Consider the following 15,791-nt stretch of genomic DNA (forward strand, 5'->3'; position numbering starts at 1 on the left):
AGGTGCCTACCCAGTGTTGGCCACTTGCGCCGATCACGATATAGCCCGATGGCAGGACGCACCCTCATTCCTTGGTAGGAGACGCCATGTACTCGCTGTTAGTGGCAGATGACCATCCGCTGTTTCGCGATGCGCTGCAAGCAGTGATCGTCAGCGGCTTCACCGATACGCAGCTGTTCGAGGCCGATAGCCTCGCCGCGGCCATGGCACGTATCGATACACAAGAAGGGTTGGATCTGCTGCTGCTGGATTTGAGCCTGCCGGATGCCGATGGGCTGGAGGGGTTGAAAACCCTACGCGAGACCTTCCCCTGGCTGCCGGTGGCCATCGTCTCGGCGCATCAAGAGCGCCAGCTCGTGCTCGATGCCATTACGCTCGGTGCCGTGGGCTACATCCCTAAATCGACCCCGCGCGCGCAGCTGCTGGCTGCTCTGCAGCAAATTCTTCAGGGACAGCTCTACTTACCCGCTGATATCATGCGCCGACCTCCCCCTCCGTCACGCGCGGCATCGGTCGCTTCCCCTTCGACTACTCCGTCAAGCAGGCTGACGCGGCTCACGGAGAAGCAGTTAGACGTGTTGAGCTGTATGAGTCAGGGCATGTCCAACAAACAGATCGCCCGGGAACTGAACATTGCCGAAACCACGGTCAAAACCCATGTATCGGCGATTTTGCGTAAGCTCGGCGCGAGCAGCCGAGTGCACGCCATTGTCATGGCGGGTGAGGAAGATTTGAGCGGCTATTTAGCCAAACGCCCGGCGCGCTAGCCGTTCTCCAACAGCGTGCCCAGCAGCATTTTGAGGCGCAGCGGCTTGAGCGGTTTCAACAGGCAGTGGATGCCCGCTTCGCGGGTGGCCCGCTTTACGGCGGCTTCGTGATTGGCCGTAATGACCACGGCCGCTAATCCGGGATAGCGGCGGCGCAGCCTGGCAGCGAGATCGATACCGTTCTCACGATGCTCGCCGAGGTGGTAATCCACCAACAGCACGGCCGGACGTTCACCGTCGCTGGCCGCCTCCAACGCGCTCACCGTCGCGGCCGCTCGTACCCGGCATCCCCAACCGCCCAAGAGCGCCTGCATACCTTCGGTAATGGCCGGATCATCGTCCACCACCCACACGATGCACCCCTGCAAGGGATCGACATCCCACTCGATGGACGTTCGCAGCGGGGCAGCTTGGTCCTTGCCGATATCGGCATAGGGCACCAAAATCGAGAACAGAGAGCCGTGGCCCAGTTGAGAGGCCAACCGAACAGGATGGCCCAGCATCGTGCTAATGCGGTCCACGATGGCCAACCCCAATCCCAGCCCACGACTCTGGTTCGCCTGAGGCTGACTGGCGCGGCGAAACTCCAGAAATATCGCTTGACGCTGTGGTTCTGGAATTCCTGGCCCCGTATCACCCACCATGATCTCCAACCCCTCACGGCGACGGCGGCAGCCTAATAGCAAATGGCCATGCTCGGTGTAGCGCACCGCGTTGCTGAGAAAATTGCGAACCACCCGCGCCAATAGCGCCAAGTCCGACTCCACCCATACCTGAGAAGGTACGTAGTGGAGAGTTAGCCCGCGTACCCCGGCGACTTGGCGATACTCCTCGGCCAGCGCATCCAACAGCGTGCTAACGGCAAAGGGTGCTTTATCAGCGTGGAGCACACCGGCGTCCAGGCGGGAGATGTCCACCAGCGTTCCCAACAGCCCTTCGACATCTTTCAGCGACCGGCCAATATGGCCGACCAGTGCTTGGGACGCTGCCGGAAGCGCATGGGCTTCCAGGGCACTGGCAAACAGTCGCGCCGCGTTGAGCGGCTGAAGCAGGTCATGACTGACGGCTGCCAGAAATTTGGTTTTCGATGCGTTGGCCGCCTGGGCGTCGGCATTGGCGGCCAGCAGCCGGCCGTTGACCTGGCTTAGTTCATCCAACGTGCGGTGCAGCGCGTCGGTGCGCTCGCGCACCTGCTCGGCCAACAGCACCGAGCGCTCGAAGGCCGCATAGGGCGCCCCGTTAGGGCCACCGCCGGACTCCACGCGCTCCATGAGCGCTGCACACACTTTGCGCAGGCGCTGATTCTCTTCACGCAGGGCCGCCACGTCGTTCGACGACGGCGCATCAGAGAGCTGGAAGAGTGCCAAAGGCCACCCCCGTAAAGGTTTGATTCACATGCATCCCGTGGTGCTGCTCGCCGTAAGTATTGAAACCGATCACTCTTGCCTGGCGCAGTAGTGCGGAGGCTCGATCGAGTTGACCCAGCGACTCGAGCGCCATTCGCCGCAAAAAGCAGTCACAGCCGATGATCGCTGCGGGTTCGCCGAGGCGCTCTTCCACGTCCTGCAGCATACGAGCCAAATCTTCCAATAGCGGCGTGGGTTGCATGGCGGTCAGCACAATGCCGTTTTCCACCGCGCAATAGAAGCTGAGACTACCGTCGTCGTTGACCCGCTGAATCGAGCGAATATAGTGCTGCCCACCTAAATGCACCGCCAGCGGATGCTGGGCAAAGACCGCAGGCGTCAGTGCTTCCACCGGGCATCCCACGAGGGAAGCATACAACTCGGCAGCCGGCAGGCCATTGAGTTCCAGCACCCGGCGGCGCTCTCGGTCGACAGCGGTGACCACGAGCTTATGCGCCAGCGGCTCTAGGTGATGGGTAGAGAAGACGTCGAACGGCAGCCGCGTATTGATCATGACCACCACGGCCGCCCGAGTATGGAAGCGACCCTCAGCATACACATGGGTGTGGGTGAGGTGGTTGTCGTCCCCGGCGGAGCCGCCAAAACTTGGAATGCGCCCAAGCGCGGCATCCAGCGTTGCCAGCACCTGCTCTTCACGGCTGGAAAGCCCATCCAGCAGTGTCAGAGCAAAGCTATGCTCATTGACCGGCGCCACGGCTTGCTGGCGGCAGCGCTCCAGTAGCCCATCGACCAGCGGTTGAGCGGTGGGCAAATCAAAGTGTTCGAGGTCATCGATCAGCGCGGTTTCGACGGCAAACAAGCGCCTATCGAAACAGATGGCGACAATAGAGCCGCGATCGTAGCCATCGGGCGTCAGCTCACCCGCCGTCGTGCAGCCACTGACTGGAAGCTCGCCAAACGCCTGACAAAGCGCGTCCGCTAGCTGCGACAGCGGATACTCAGCGCTACAAAAGAACAGCACGAAACCGGCGTGCTCGTGACACAGCGCGAGAGCCAGCGCATGGGCAGCATCCTGAGGGTTGGGCTCACGGCTCGCGGCCGCACTCAAACCATGATTAGTGAAGCGGGTGGTCACGACGCCATTTCTCCAGCGCGGCATAAGTTCGTGCAGCGCAGTGACGCAGCGTGTCAAAACACGCTGTTAGCGGCTCGAGCGATGCCTCGTCAAGCGCAGCCATGCTCTCCAACCGCTTGGCTTGCGCAGCCAACTGCTCTGCGCCCATGCTCACTGACTCGCCCCGCAGTTGATGCGCTAGCCGCTCGACCTGACGCCAGTGGTCACGACTCGACGTGCTCCCGGCAGCAAAGTAGCCAGAAAGCTGGGCAATGTAGTCACTCGCCTGCTGATGATAGAGCACTGCCAGTTGATCGACACTATCAGCCCCCAGCGAGCCGACGAGGGTGGCCAACGTCGTTTCATTGAGTAGGGCCGCGTCACCTCCTTCCTCACGCAACGCAGAAGGGATCGGCATCATCGGTGTTGGTGTCGTTGATAGCTGCAGCGCCAACACGTTGCCAAGCGCCAACAGCGAGAGCGGCTTGGTGATGTAGTCATTCATACCCGCAGCGAGGCAGCGGCGACGATCATCCTCTGCCCCCCCTGCGGTCATGGCCACGATGGGCACCTCGCTGCACCAGCCGCCCATTTCACGCAATCGCTGAGTCACCGTCACGCCGTCGATATCAGGAAGCTGTATGTCCATGAAAATAAGATGTACCTGCTGGCGTCGTACCATGGCAAGGGCTTCGCGGCCGTTTTCTGCGCACACCACCTCGCAACCAAGTCGCGACAAAAGTCCCACCGCGACTTTGCGATTGACCGCATTGTCCTCGACCAGCAGCAACGAGGTGCCGTCAAAATCTCGCGCTGGCTCAACGGGCAGGGGGGAGCTGACAGGAGAAGCCTCGACTAACGGCAGTTCGCACCAAAACGTACTGCCTTGACCCGGCGTGCTGTCGACACCCAGACGTCCCTGCATGGCTTCGCTCAGCCGTTTACAGATTGCCAATCCCAAACCGGTGCCGCCGTAGCGGCGTGCGACGCTCTCATCCGCCTGCTGAAAGGGTTCGAAGAGCGTCTCTTGCTGTTCACTGTTCAGACCACAACCGGTATCGCTGATATCAAAGAGCAAATGCTCGACGGTCGAGGAGACGCGTACCGAGACGCTGCCGTAGTCAGTGAATTTGATCGCATTAGCAATGAGATTGAGCAGTATCTGTCGCAGACGCCCCGCATCGATCATGACCCATGCTGGCACGAGTGGGTCCACATGAAGCGATAGTTGCAGCCCTTTTGCTTGCGCTCTTGGCTCGAATAGCGCCATGACACCTTCGACTAGCGGCGTCAGCGCCGTAGGCGACGTCTCCAGGGTCAAATGGCCGGCCTCGATTTTAGAAAAATCGAGGATCTCATTGATCATCGCCAGTAACTGATTGGCACTATCGTGAATAGTGCGAGCATAGTCTTCGACCTGGGCGGGGCTGGCGGGCTCGCGCAGCAGCTCGCTCATGCCAATCACACCATTGAGCGGCGTACGAATTTCGTGACTGACCATGGCGAGAAAGTCTGACTTTGCATGATTGGCCGCTTGGGCCTGCTTCGCAGTGACCTGGAGCTGTTTACTGAGCTGCTCTTGTTCTCGACGCGCCGCTGCGCTTTCGCGCATTTCACGTACCAAAAAGACGATGACCGTCAACACGGCAAAGCTGATTCCAATCAGCAGCGAAATGAGCAGCTTATAGAGCGTACTTAGCAGCGCCCTCTCTTCGGTGGCGGATTCCGCTAGATAACCGTTGATCGCAATCACCAAACGCTCGGTCAAACGGGTAAGCGATTGAAGCTCGCTCTCCAAGGCCGTGACGGGCAGCCGATCCATCTCCTCGTGGGGTTCGAACATGGGATCGAGGGTGTCGAGCTGCTGCTGAATCTGATCCAACAGCTCGCTCGCTGCACCGATACTTTGCAATAGCGAACTAACCTCTCCCTCTCGCAGCAGGGTGATCCGGCTATAGAGCAATTCGAAGCGAAGATTGAGGGCGTCCTGGGCGGCAGGCGATAAGGGGCCCCGCGTGTCGGCCAACAAATGATTGAGCAATTGCACGGCATCGCGGTCGAGTTTATAGACCACCCAGGCGGTGTCCTCTCGCAAGCTCTGCGTCAAATTATCCTGCCGCCATGCCGAAAGGCCAGCCACCACCAACGCAGCCGCAAACAGCAGTACGGTGATGATCGCGACCAGCTTGAGGCGGCGCGGGTAGCGTAGCAGGCGGGGTGCCCGAGCGGACTCACTAACGGACATTGATGTGCATGACCTGCCATACGGCCCTGAAACGCATACGCTCGCTCAACAGCGCCTCATCATGGTCGAATGGATATAGCACCCATAGTGGGCCATATTCGCGGATAGGAATGGCCTGCCCGTCCCGCTCTAGTGCCAAAATAACGTCGTAGTCGTAAAAATCCTCAATAGGAATTTCGGCCTCATAACCGTTCAAGGCCGCTACGTTAATGGTGTCGCCTTCGGCCCCTACATGCTCGAGCAGCGTGCGCATCAGCGGGCCGCGGTAGTGGCTCGCTCCCTCGGTCCACGGTGTACCGGTCGTAAAAGCGTGCTGCGGCAGCGCGCCCAACATCTCACGGTCAAAATGGGCCTCTTCCTCGACGTTGGCTGCCGTTACTTCACCATCTATTTTGAGGATGACGGGCCCATCAGGAGCGGCCAATTTATCCACGTCTGCCTCAGCCGCGTCCGCTAGCCCCGTATGGGGAATGCTGAACGCCAGCATAGTCCACCCCAATAACAACGCTTTCACCATCGACTCCTTGTATCGCAGTGCCTGAACGACGCAGCAGCGGCCGCCCCAGGCAATAAAAAAGAGATGGCGTTAGGGTACGCCATCTCGTTTCATTGGTCAGTCGAATGTCGACTTTTTTACTTAGCGATGAGAAATGTAGCGGAGATGTCGTTAAGTACTCAGCTTCTCGACCGGCTCGAACCGAACGAGTTCTTCGTAGGCATGCCAGCTAGCGTGACCAAGCACGGGCAGTATGAGGGCCAGACCGATGTAGAAGGTCATCACCCCAACGACGACGCAGCCGGTTAAAATAGCAGCCCATAGCAGCATGGTCCGGAAGTTACGCGCCACGCAGCGCACGCTGGCCTCGATGCCTTCCATGAACGTCAGATCTTGATCCATCAGAGTTGGAATAGCGACCACACTAATGGCGAAAGCGCCAAAGGCAAGAATGCCACCTGCCACTGTGCCGACCGCCAGCATGCTGAGCCCTTCCGGTGTGGTGACCAAGGCCGTGTAAAGCGTTGCCGGACTAGGTACTTCAAAACCGAAGAAAAGTGCAAACAGCAGCGTAGCCAGACGTATCCAGGCTAGAAAGAAAATCATCATCATCACGCCCATCATGGCCAACTGCCCAGCATGCGGCCGCCAACTGCCGAAGGCATCGCCCAAGTTAGGCACCCGCCCACGCTCGAGCGCCAAGCTGATGCCGTAAGAACCCACCGCCACGAGCGGCCCAATGAACATGAAGCCCGCAATCATGGGCAGCAGCCAGTGCCAATAACCCAGTGTGTAGGCCCCTAACGTGATGGCAATACTCAAACCAACCCAAAACATGCCATACGAAAGACTGACGGCAGTCGCACGGCGGAAGTCTTCCATACCGGCGGCAAGCCAAGCCTTTGGTCTGTCCATCCCGACTTTGTTGATGATGATTTTAACGTTGGGCGCGTCGGCTGATTGGCCGTGTGTTTTTGTTGTTACTGCATTCATGGCGTAACTCCTGTGATTTACCCCAAATGGCTGTCTCTGACCCAAGCACCAAGGTAAATAGCTACCATGTGTGTTGACACCATTAATCCAACGTTAATGGCTTAATGTTCTTTTAATGTAGCTGAGCCAATGCCGACCGAAGAGCTTTACCGCCACTCGGTACAAAAAATCCTTCTTTAGCGCTCTCAACGACGATTAAATCGATGCGTTAGCAATTCACGATATTGATGACAAAAAAAACTCCAGGCCACTGGCCTGGAGCTTCGTTGGGGTAACGGCGTTCAGCGCACGATCATCACTGATACCTTGGCATGATGAACGACATGTTCCGCGTTGGGACCGAGCACATAATCGACGAATTTGCGCTTGGTGTGCGACGCCATCACGATCAGATCAGCATCGATCTTCTTGCCGACCTTGATGATGGCTTCCCACGGTGAACCATCGACGATTACGCTTTGGGTTTTGATCCCTTCCGGCACATGCTCTTGAATGAAGGTGTGCTGCGCCTCTTTCATTGCCAAGTGCGCTTTTTCCGAGAAGTTTTTCGGAAAATAAGCGCCCACCATAGGCATAGTGAATTCTGGAAGAACCGATACCACATGCAGCGACGCACCAAAGGTTTGGCACAGCGTTACTGCCGTAGGCAGCGCTTTCTTCCATGAGGCTTCTTCGTTCAAATCCACGGGGAGTAGCACTTTATGGTACATGGCAACCTCCTTAGGCAGCGGCCACTTCGTTGGATTGCTCATGACGCCGACGACGGCGTTGCATCACCACGACCAAGCCAAAGATGCCCAGCGCGGGTAGCCACATCCACTCTTTGGTCCAGCGATCCACCGGGGCCAGCACTTCGAGAATCTCTTGGTCGAAATCAAAGCCCAGCTCGGCCGCTTGGCTGCCGAACTCGACGAAATCGACCAAGGTTTGGTCACCATCTTCGTAAAGTTCGATACCTAGATTCGCCATGCGCTCTTCACCTGTTTCACCGCGCGGCACGGGGACGAGCATATAGGTGGTCATCGGCGCCCCGAAATCGTCTTCACCGGCAATTTGCACGCGCAGGTTGCTACCGTCATCGACCCGGCCCAGTGCCTCGGCAAATTGCGCAGGCGGCACCGATTCATAGGGGTCGTGGATTTTGTCCATCCAGAAGCCGGGGCGGAACAGCGTAAAGGCGACCAGCAGCAGCAGCAGCGATTCGTACCAGCGGTTGCGGGTCAGCATGTAGCCCTGAGTGCCTGCCGCAAAGATCAGCATGGCAATGGTGGCCACTATGAACACCAAAATACCCTGCATCACCGTGACATCGATCAGCAGCAGGTCCGTATTGAAGATGAACAGGAATGGCAGCGCAGCGGTACGTAGGCTGTAATAAAACGCCTGGAAGCCAGTGCGCAGCGGATCCCCACCCGACACGGCCGCCGCCGCAAAGGAGGCCAAACCTACCGGTGGCGTGACATCCGCCATGATACCGAAGTAAAACACGAACAGGTGCACGGCAATCAGTGGGACGATCAAGCCGTTTTGCTGCCCAAGCAGTACGATGACCGGCGCCATCAGCGCCGACACCACGATGTAGTTCGCGGTTGTCGGTAAGCCCATGCCCAGGATCAGACTCAGCAGGGCCGTCAGCAGCAGAATCATCATCAGGTTGCCGCCGGAAAGAATCTCGACGACGTCTGCCAGCACCAAGCCCACACCGGTTTGCGACACCGCCCCGACCACGATACCCGCTGTGGCCGTCGCGATACCGATCCCAATCATGTTTCTGGCACCCGTCACTAAGCCATCCCACAGGTCTTTAAAGCCTTCTTTAATATCCGCCGCCATCCGGCTACGACCACGGAAGATCGCAATGATCGGGCGCTGCGTCACCATGATGAAGATCATGAACATGGTGGCCCAGAACGCTGATAGCCCAGGAGATAGACGCTCGACCATCAGGCACCACACCAAAACGACGACAGGGAGAATATAGTGAAGGCCCACCATCACCGTGGGACGGGTTTGCGGCAGCTTCACGACCTCCGAATTAGGATCATCCATCTCCAGTTCGGGGTAGTTAGCACTCACTTTCAGCAGCGCCACGTAGACAATCGCAAGACCGACAGACACCACCCATGGCGTCGCTTCACCCAGCACGGGTTTTAACCATCCCAGGCCATAGTAGACGGCAATCGAGAGCCCCATGAGCAGCAGCAAGCCGGTCATGAAACCGATCACCTTGTTCAACAGCGGGCGCGCCGGGTTGCTGGAAGGCAGGCCTTTCATATTGGCCTTGAGCGCTTCCAGGTGAACGATGTAGATCAGGGCGATATAAGAGATCAGCGCTGGCAAGAAGGCGTGCTTGATCACGTCGACGTAGGGAATACCGACGTACTCCACCATCAAAAACGCTGCTGCCCCCATGACGGGTGGCATGATTTGGCCGTTCACCGAAGACGACACTTCCACCGCGCCCGCTTTTTCAGCGCTAAAGCCGACTCGCTTCATCATCGGAATCGTAAAGGTACCGGTCGTCACAGTATTGGCAATCGACGACCCCGAGATCAAACCGGTCATGCCTGAGGCGACCACGGCTGCTTTCGCCGGGCCGCCTTTGAAGTGGCCAAGCATCGAGAACGCTACTTTGATGAAGTAGTTACCGGCGCCTGCTTTATCCAACAGTGCACCGAACAGCACGAACAGGAACACGAAGCTAGTGGAGACCCCTAGCGCAATCCCGAACACGCCTTGCGTACCCAGCCACTGGTGATTGATCAAACCGCCGAGGCTCACGCCACGGTGGGCCAAAATGCCGGGCATGTAAGGACCAAACAGTGAATAGGCGATAAAAACCGCCGCCACAATCATCAAGGGTGGCCCCAATGCGCGGCGCGTGGCTTCTAACAACATCAATATGCCGACGACGCCCACGACGATATCCTGGGTAATCGGCAACCCAGGCCGCTGGGCCAAATCCGCATAGAAAATAAACAGATAGGCGCCGCAAAAGGCTGCCACTGCCGCAAGAACCCAGTCGGCCAGCGGCACGCGATCGCGCGGCGAACGTTTGAAGGCGGGGTACGCCATAAAGGCTAGAAAGAGCGCAAACGCCAAATGAATCGAGCGCGCCTCTGTGGCGCTGAACACGCCAAAGCCAACGATGTAGGGAAGTGGCGATGCAATCCATAGCTGAAACAGCGACCAAGCGGCTGCAATACTCACTAGCAGCTTACCGGGTACGCCTAGGGGTTTCCTTGCCCCTGTATCGCTGGAAGCGACCATATCCTCCAGGTCGTTCTCAGCGGCTGCCGAAGGGTGTTTGTCATCACGCATACGCTTGCCCTGCCTAATGGTCAGCGCTGACAATCAGCGCTCTCAACAAGAAGCGCGGACACCCAAGGTGCCCGCGCTTTGCAACTCAAAGCGACGCCATTCACCTTTCGTCAATAGCGTCACTCTTTTTACGACTTATTCGATCCAGCCGCGCTCACGATAGTAACGTGCTGCGCCATCGTGCAGCGGCGCCGTCAAGCCATCAGAGATCATGTCTTCTTCGTTCAGGTTCTCGAACGCCGGGTGCAGACGCTTGAAGCGATCGAAGTTTTCGAAGACGGCTTTCACGGTTTCGTAAACGATGTCTTCATCGACGGCGGTCGAGGAAACGAACGTAGCCGCAACGCCGAAAGTCTCGACGTCTTCGTCGTTACCACGGTAGAGGCCACCCGGAATCACGGAACGGGTGTAGTAGGGGTACTCTTCGATCAAGCCGTCGATCTCTTCACCGGTCACGGAGACCAGACGCGCATCGATGGTGGTGGTCGCTTCTTGGATAGAGCCATTGGGGTGACCTACCACGTACACCATGGCATCGATGTTGTTGTCAGACAGGGCAGCCGCCTGCTCGGCCGCGTCGAGCTGAGACGCCAGTGCGAAGGTGTCTTCATCCCAACCGAACGCATCCATGACCACGTCCATGGTGTTACGCTGGCCAGAACCGGGGTTACCGATGTTGACGCGCTTGCCAGGGAAGTCGCTGATGTTTTCGATACCGGAATCCGCGCGGGCCACCACGGTCAGCGGCTCACCGTGCATGGTGAAGACGGCACGCATATCTTCCCAAGCGCCTTCTTCCTCGAAGTTAGCTTCGCCATTATAAGCGCGGTACTGAACGTCGGACTGTACGACACCCATGTCCAGCTCGCCGCTCTTCATGCCGTTGACGTTAGCCACGGAGCCACCGGTGGACGGAGCGTTACAGCGGATGTTGTGCTCATCGCTGCCACGGTTGACCATGCGGCATACCGACTGGCCAACGACATAATAAACACCGGTTTGGCCACCGGTACCGATCGTGATGTAGCGCTCCTGGGCAACGGCCGGAGAGGCGAAGGTTGCCGCCGCGATGAACGCGCCTGAAAAGGCCGCGGTAGAAAATACATGGCGTTTCATGAACACACCTCTTTATCTTGATGTTGTGAGCGTTATGCGCTTTGAAGCCACCTGCAGAACGGTTCCCTTCAGGTGTATAGGTTCCAAAACGTTGTCAAGACAGTCTGTTATCAACCTCGGCATTTAGTGCCGACTGTTCCTACTTTAGCGAAAAAAAAGCTAATTGGCGAAGCGCGATGTCATTTAACCGAGGATGCAGTGCAGCATCGCCACTTGACGTTTCGTTCTTTTCACCAGTGGTGATCGCTGAGATAGGCACTGACAAAGACGCCACTCGGCCTATTGTTCTAAGCCACACCAAGCATCCCCGTGTGCACGTTGGGTGATACTCGACAAGTCTAGCGGCCTGTAACGTTTAGTAAGCGTTAAACATAGGCATAAAGGTATGCCGGTTTGGCATGGGCCATCACTGATCGTATCCCTGCCATGCTCAAACGTTATAGCCCAGCACCGTGGGGAGCCAGAGCGCGATGCTTGGAAAGATGGCGACGAGCGCCAAGGCGCCGCCCATGGCCACCACAAAGAGCAGCGCCCAGCCAAGTGTGTGCTCCAAGCGAATCTTGGCAACTTCCGTGGTCACCATCAGATTCACCGCCACCGGCGGGGTAAACTGACCGATCGCAATGTTCATGGCCAACAATATGCCAAACCACACCGGGTTCCACTCGAAGTGCTGCATTACCGGAATCAGAATCGGCATCATGATCAGGTAAATGGAAATCGCGTCTAGCAGCATGCCCGCTACCAGCACCGCTAACATGATGAGTATTAGCAGCAGCACTCCGTTGTCGGTCAAGCCAATGATCCACTCTGCCAAATGACGGAAGGTGCCCAGCATGGTGCCTGCCCAAGCGAAGATACCTGCCAACGCAATGATCAACATGACGACGCCTGAGATGATCGCGGCCTCCCCTAGCAGCTCCCATACATCGCGCAGCGTGAGTTCTCGCGTCAAGAACAGGCCTACTACCGCTCCGTAGGCAACGGCGACCACGGCGGCTTCCGTGGGGGTAAAGAGGCCTGAACGCAGCCCCCCTAAAATCAGCACCGGCGCAAACAAAGCAGGTAGCGCTTCACGGAAGGTGCCTCGTACCGTCAGCCTTTCAGCTCCTTCTACCGGTGTCCCCTCCCAGCCATGACGCTTGGCAGCCAGCATGGCTGGCACCAGCAACGCCAATCCGGCTAAGACGCCCGGGAAAAGCCCCGCTGCAAACAGCGCCCGGAGATCAACGCCGGGTACCACAATCGAGTAGAGAATCAGCGCCACCGATGGTGGAATCAAAATCGCCGTAGAGGCCGACGCCGCAATGAGCGTGGCAGAGAACGGTTTGGGGTAGCCCGCTTTGGTCATGCTGGGTAGCATCACCATCGCCACGGCGGCGGCATCGGCGGGCCCAGAGCCGCTCATCCCCCCCATGATCATGCACACCAATACCGCGACCAGTGCCAGCCCGCCGTGGCGGGGACCAATCAGCGCTTGGGCGAAACGCACTAGGCGTAGCGCGACCCCTGCCCGCTCGAAAATCAGCCCGGTAAGAATGAACAGCGGAATGGCAATCAGAGGATACTTGGCGATGCTGTTGTAGGTATTGGTGCCCAGGGTAGCCAACATATCCGGTGACAGCCCCAGTACGATGCCCACCGCTCCAGACAGGGCCAGCGAGAACGCCACCGGCACGCCAGCAATCAGCAGTCCGGCGAACGCTAAAATCATCCAGATATCAGGTGTCACCGTTGATCTCCCCCGCAAACCGATCACGGGTTTGCTGCACCAAACGCCACAGCATGGCCGCCGACAGCACGGGCAGCCATACCAAATACCACCACTGTGGCAGCCCTAAGCCCGGCGAGAGCGACTCCCATTGGTACTCCTGCCACGCTAGCTTGCCACCGTACCAAGTGATTAAGCCCAGCACGATCAAGCCACACAGGGCTTGAAAGAGAATCAGCGCACCACGCCAGCGAGGTGGCAATGCGCGCTCTAAAAAGCCAATACGGATATGACGGTCGCACCTCAAAGCAACCGACGCCCCAGCAAAGGTCAGTACAACCAATAGGAAGACGGAGAACTCTTCGGTGAACGAAAACGAGCCGCCTGTCAGATAGCGCGTGACCACATTGCCTAGGCTAATCAGCGCAATCACGATCAACGAAAGCGCGCCAAGCCAGCGTTCGGGCCGCGCATCGGGAAAGCCTTTCATGGCAGTCTCACATCAGCAAGCTGCCGCCCTGTAAGGGCGGCAGCGAAAACATGCGAACATCAACGGGCGTCGATAGCGGCTTGGGCGGCTTCGACCACCTCTTCACCAATGCGCGGGGCCCACTTTTCATAAACGGACTGAGTGGCATCCACGAAGGCTTGGTACTGCGCATCGGTCAGCTCGGTCACTGTGACACCACGCTCTTGAATCGCGGCCAGACGCTCGCTCTCCTGCTCACGAGTCATGGCAATTTCCCAGGCACCCGCCTCTTCGGCCGTCTCGCGCAGCATCGTTTGCTGCTCTTCGCTCAATGTCTGCCAGACTTGCTGGTTGACGGCAAAAATCAGTGGATCGTTCATATAGTTCCAGAGCGTCAAATGCTCCTGGCCTACTTGGTCGATACGCGCCACGTCAAAGACCGACAGCGGGTTTTCCTGGCCATCCACCGCGCCCGTAGTGAGAGCGGGCTGGGCGTCGGTCCAGCTCATCTGCGTAGGGTCGGCACCTAGCGCAGAGAACGTATCCTGGAACAGCGGCGAGCCCACCACGCGGATCTTCAGACCTTCCAGATCCTCTGGCTGGCTGATCGGGCCGCGGGAATTGGATACCTGACGAAAGCCGTTTTCGCCCCAGGCCAAAGGAATAACGCCACGTGATTCGATCGCTTCGAACACCATCGTGCCTGCGTCCCCGCCGGTCACGGCATCGACGGCGGCCTCGTCAGGAATGAAAAACGGCAACGAGAACAAGTTCAGTTCCGGTACCTGGGGTGACCAGTTGATGGTGGAGCCAACAGCGGCATCGATCAGGCCAGAGCGCATGGCAGAAAATTCGCGGGTTTGGTCACCCGAGACGAGCTGTGAATTCGGATAGACCCGCAGGGTAAGCTCCCCCCCGCTGCGTTCTTCAACCAGCTCTGCCCACTTTTCAGCGGCCTGCCCCCAAGGAAAGGCATCTGAAAGCACGGTAGAGACCGAGAGTTCGCGGGCCTGCGCGGAAAAAGCAGCCGAGAGCAGTGCAGCGCCAGCCAAGCCAGCGGTAAAACGAGCCATAGAGCGTGTCAGCGTCATTATTGTCGATCCTTTTTTCTTTTTTATGGGGTGTTCATGAAGTGTCGGGGCAAGCTTACACCTCCTGCCCAAGTGTCGCTCAATGGCGGCAATCGCCATAGCGAGCGACACCCCATTGTAGGCACTCGACGAATGAAAGAAAGCCATTGATTAGGCTTTTAACCATCAACTTTCGATGCATCACGTGCTTGCTGATAAGCTGTTGTCTCCTTCAGCGTTTCAAGGATAGATACGTGCCGCTTCGTGATTTGCTCCTGGGCCTGCTGGTCATTGCCATCTGGTCGCTCAACATCATCGTGATCAAAGTGGGCGTAGCGGAGCTGCCGCCACTGTTAATGACGACGCTGCGCTTTATGTTGGTCGCCGCGCTGCTGGTGCCGTTTTACCCGGTCGCTCGGGCACAGCTACCCTTTTTAATATTGCTATCCATCACGTTTGGCAGCCTTCACTTTGCGCTGCTGTTCATTGGGCTAGGGCAAGCCGAAGCAGGCACCGGGGCGCTGCTCGTTCAAATGGGCACGCCCTTTGCCACCCTATTGGCGGTGATCTTCTTGAAAGAGACATTGGGCCCCAAGCGTTTGGCGGGCTTGCTGCTCTCGTTTGCGGGGGTGGTGGTGCTAGCAGGCGGGCCCACGCTTCCGTCACCGCTGCCATTGACCATTCTGCTGCTAAGCGCACTTGGCTGGGCCGTCTCACAGCTCTTGATCAAGCGCGGACCGCCCATCGCCCCGCTGGCGCTGGCAGGCTGGGTGGCGCTCTTTGCGGTGCCTCAAGTGGCCGTAGGTTCGTGGCTCTTTGAACAACACCAGTGGCAGGCCATCACTCAGGCCAGCTGGTTGGGCTGGGGAGCGGTGGCGTACACCGCGATCATGTCGTCCATAGCGGCTTACGGCATTTGGTACGCGCTGCTACGCCGCCATCCGGTGAATCGTGTGGTGCCGATGACACTACTCACCCCCGTGTTTGCGGTGGGCTTAGGCGCGCTACTGATGGACGACCCGCTGGGGGTGCATAAACTGGTCGGCGGCGGCTTGGTGGTCGCAGGCATCGCCCTGATCGTGCTGAAATTTGGCCAACAGCCGCCAACCAGGGCGTGAGCGT

Annotated in this window: 13 protein-coding genes; 2 read left to right on the top strand and 11 right to left on the bottom strand. The window is 58.2% G+C overall.

The annotated features are described in order from the left end of the window. The first annotated feature begins 86 nt into the window (after positions 1 to 86). The gene (locus tag FRH_RS01875) at positions 87 to 767 is read left to right on the top strand and encodes a response regulator transcription factor (protein ID WP_139526440.1); all 681 of its coding nucleotides are present in this window, start codon (positions 87 to 89) and stop codon (positions 765 to 767) included. On the opposite strand, the gene FRH_RS01880 is transcribed toward FRH_RS01875, so the two are convergent. The 11 genes from FRH_RS01880 to FRH_RS01930 form a co-directional block, all read right to left on the bottom strand. Further along, on the bottom strand, positions 764 to 2,134 hold the full coding sequence (locus tag FRH_RS01880) for a hybrid sensor histidine kinase/response regulator (RefSeq protein ID WP_139526439.1): 1,371 nt from the start codon (positions 2,132 to 2,134) through the stop codon (positions 764 to 766). The genes FRH_RS01875 and FRH_RS01880 overlap by 4 nt on opposite strands. Then, the gene (nosP, locus tag FRH_RS01885; RefSeq protein WP_239285519.1) at positions 2,112 to 3,269 is read right to left on the bottom strand and encodes a nitric oxide-sensing protein NosP; all 1,158 of its coding nucleotides are present in this window, start codon (positions 3,267 to 3,269) and stop codon (positions 2,112 to 2,114) included. The genes FRH_RS01880 and nosP overlap by 23 nt, the downstream gene beginning before the upstream one ends. Next, the gene (locus tag FRH_RS01890; RefSeq protein ID WP_139526437.1) at positions 3,250 to 5,493 is read right to left on the bottom strand and encodes an ATP-binding protein; all 2,244 of its coding nucleotides are present in this window, start codon (positions 5,491 to 5,493) and stop codon (positions 3,250 to 3,252) included. The genes nosP and FRH_RS01890 overlap by 20 nt, the downstream gene beginning before the upstream one ends. Further along, a complete protein-coding gene (locus tag FRH_RS01895; RefSeq protein WP_239285521.1) occupies positions 5,483 to 6,010 on the bottom strand; it encodes a molybdopterin-dependent oxidoreductase in 528 nt (175 codons plus the stop codon). The genes FRH_RS01890 and FRH_RS01895 overlap by 11 nt, the downstream gene beginning before the upstream one ends. A 150-nt stretch (positions 6,011 to 6,160) precedes the next feature. Further along, the gene (locus FRH_RS01900; protein ID WP_139526436.1) at positions 6,161 to 6,982 is read right to left on the bottom strand and encodes a DUF2189 domain-containing protein; all 822 of its coding nucleotides are present in this window, start codon (positions 6,980 to 6,982) and stop codon (positions 6,161 to 6,163) included. Positions 6,983 to 7,263: 281 nt separating this feature from the next. Next, positions 7,264 to 7,692, bottom strand: coding sequence for a universal stress protein (locus FRH_RS01905; protein ID WP_139526435.1), 429 nt, complete (start codon positions 7,690 to 7,692; stop codon positions 7,264 to 7,266). 10 nt (positions 7,693 to 7,702) lie between these two features. After that, the gene (locus FRH_RS01910; RefSeq protein ID WP_219861674.1) at positions 7,703 to 10,303 is read right to left on the bottom strand and encodes a TRAP transporter permease; all 2,601 of its coding nucleotides are present in this window, start codon (positions 10,301 to 10,303) and stop codon (positions 7,703 to 7,705) included. A gap of 135 nt (positions 10,304 to 10,438) precedes the next feature. Then, entirely contained in the window at positions 10,439 to 11,419 is a 981-nt protein-coding gene (locus tag FRH_RS01915) for a TAXI family TRAP transporter solute-binding subunit (protein WP_139526433.1), read from the bottom strand. Between the two features lie 430 nt (positions 11,420 to 11,849). Continuing rightward, on the bottom strand, positions 11,850 to 13,151 hold the full coding sequence (locus tag FRH_RS01920; protein ID WP_139526432.1) for a TRAP transporter large permease: 1,302 nt from the start codon (positions 13,149 to 13,151) through the stop codon (positions 11,850 to 11,852). Next, positions 13,141 to 13,620, bottom strand: a complete 480-nt coding sequence (locus FRH_RS01925) for a TRAP transporter small permease (RefSeq protein WP_219861676.1) — start codon at positions 13,618 to 13,620, stop codon at positions 13,141 to 13,143. Before FRH_RS01925 ends, FRH_RS01920 begins: the two co-directional genes overlap by 11 nt. Positions 13,621 to 13,679: 59 nt before the next feature. Then, a complete protein-coding gene (locus FRH_RS01930) occupies positions 13,680 to 14,690 on the bottom strand; it encodes a DctP family TRAP transporter solute-binding subunit (protein ID WP_219861678.1) in 1,011 nt (336 codons plus the stop codon). A gap of 233 nt (positions 14,691 to 14,923) precedes the next feature. Between FRH_RS01930 and FRH_RS01935 the strand changes: the two genes are divergently transcribed. Next, a complete protein-coding gene (locus tag FRH_RS01935) occupies positions 14,924 to 15,787 on the top strand; it encodes an EamA family transporter (protein ID WP_239285523.1) in 864 nt (287 codons plus the stop codon). Positions 15,788 to 15,791 lie beyond the last annotated feature (4 nt).

The sequence above is a fragment of the Halomonas sp. A020 genome (genome assembly GCF_027943625.1).
Classification (GTDB): domain Bacteria; phylum Pseudomonadota; class Gammaproteobacteria; order Pseudomonadales; family Halomonadaceae; genus Vreelandella; species Vreelandella piezotolerans.

Bases quoted from the DNA above. Each gene is read 5' to 3' on its own strand.
- FRH_RS01875 (WP_139526440.1), top strand. From the start codon at position 87: ATGTACTCGCTGTTAGTGGCAGATGACCATCCGCTGTTTCGCGATGCG.
- FRH_RS01890 (WP_139526437.1), bottom strand. From the start codon at position 5,493: ATGTCCGTTAGTGAGTCCGCTCGGGCACCCCGCCTGCTACGCTACCCG.
- FRH_RS01895 (WP_239285521.1), bottom strand. From the start codon at position 6,010: ATGGTGAAAGCGTTGTTATTGGGGTGGACTATGCTGGCGTTCAGCATT.
- FRH_RS01900 (WP_139526436.1), bottom strand. From the start codon at position 6,982: ATGAATGCAGTAACAACAAAAACACACGGCCAATCAGCCGACGCGCCC.
- FRH_RS01905 (WP_139526435.1), bottom strand. From the start codon at position 7,692: ATGTACCATAAAGTGCTACTCCCCGTGGATTTGAACGAAGAAGCCTCA.
- FRH_RS01910 (WP_219861674.1), bottom strand. From the start codon at position 10,303: ATGCGTGATGACAAACACCCTTCGGCAGCCGCTGAGAACGACCTGGAG.
- FRH_RS01915 (WP_139526433.1), bottom strand. From the start codon at position 11,419: ATGAAACGCCATGTATTTTCTACCGCGGCCTTTTCAGGCGCGTTCATC.
- FRH_RS01925 (WP_219861676.1), bottom strand. From the start codon at position 13,620: ATGAAAGGCTTTCCCGATGCGCGGCCCGAACGCTGGCTTGGCGCGCTT.
- FRH_RS01930 (WP_219861678.1), bottom strand. From the start codon at position 14,690: ATGACGCTGACACGCTCTATGGCTCGTTTTACCGCTGGCTTGGCTGGC.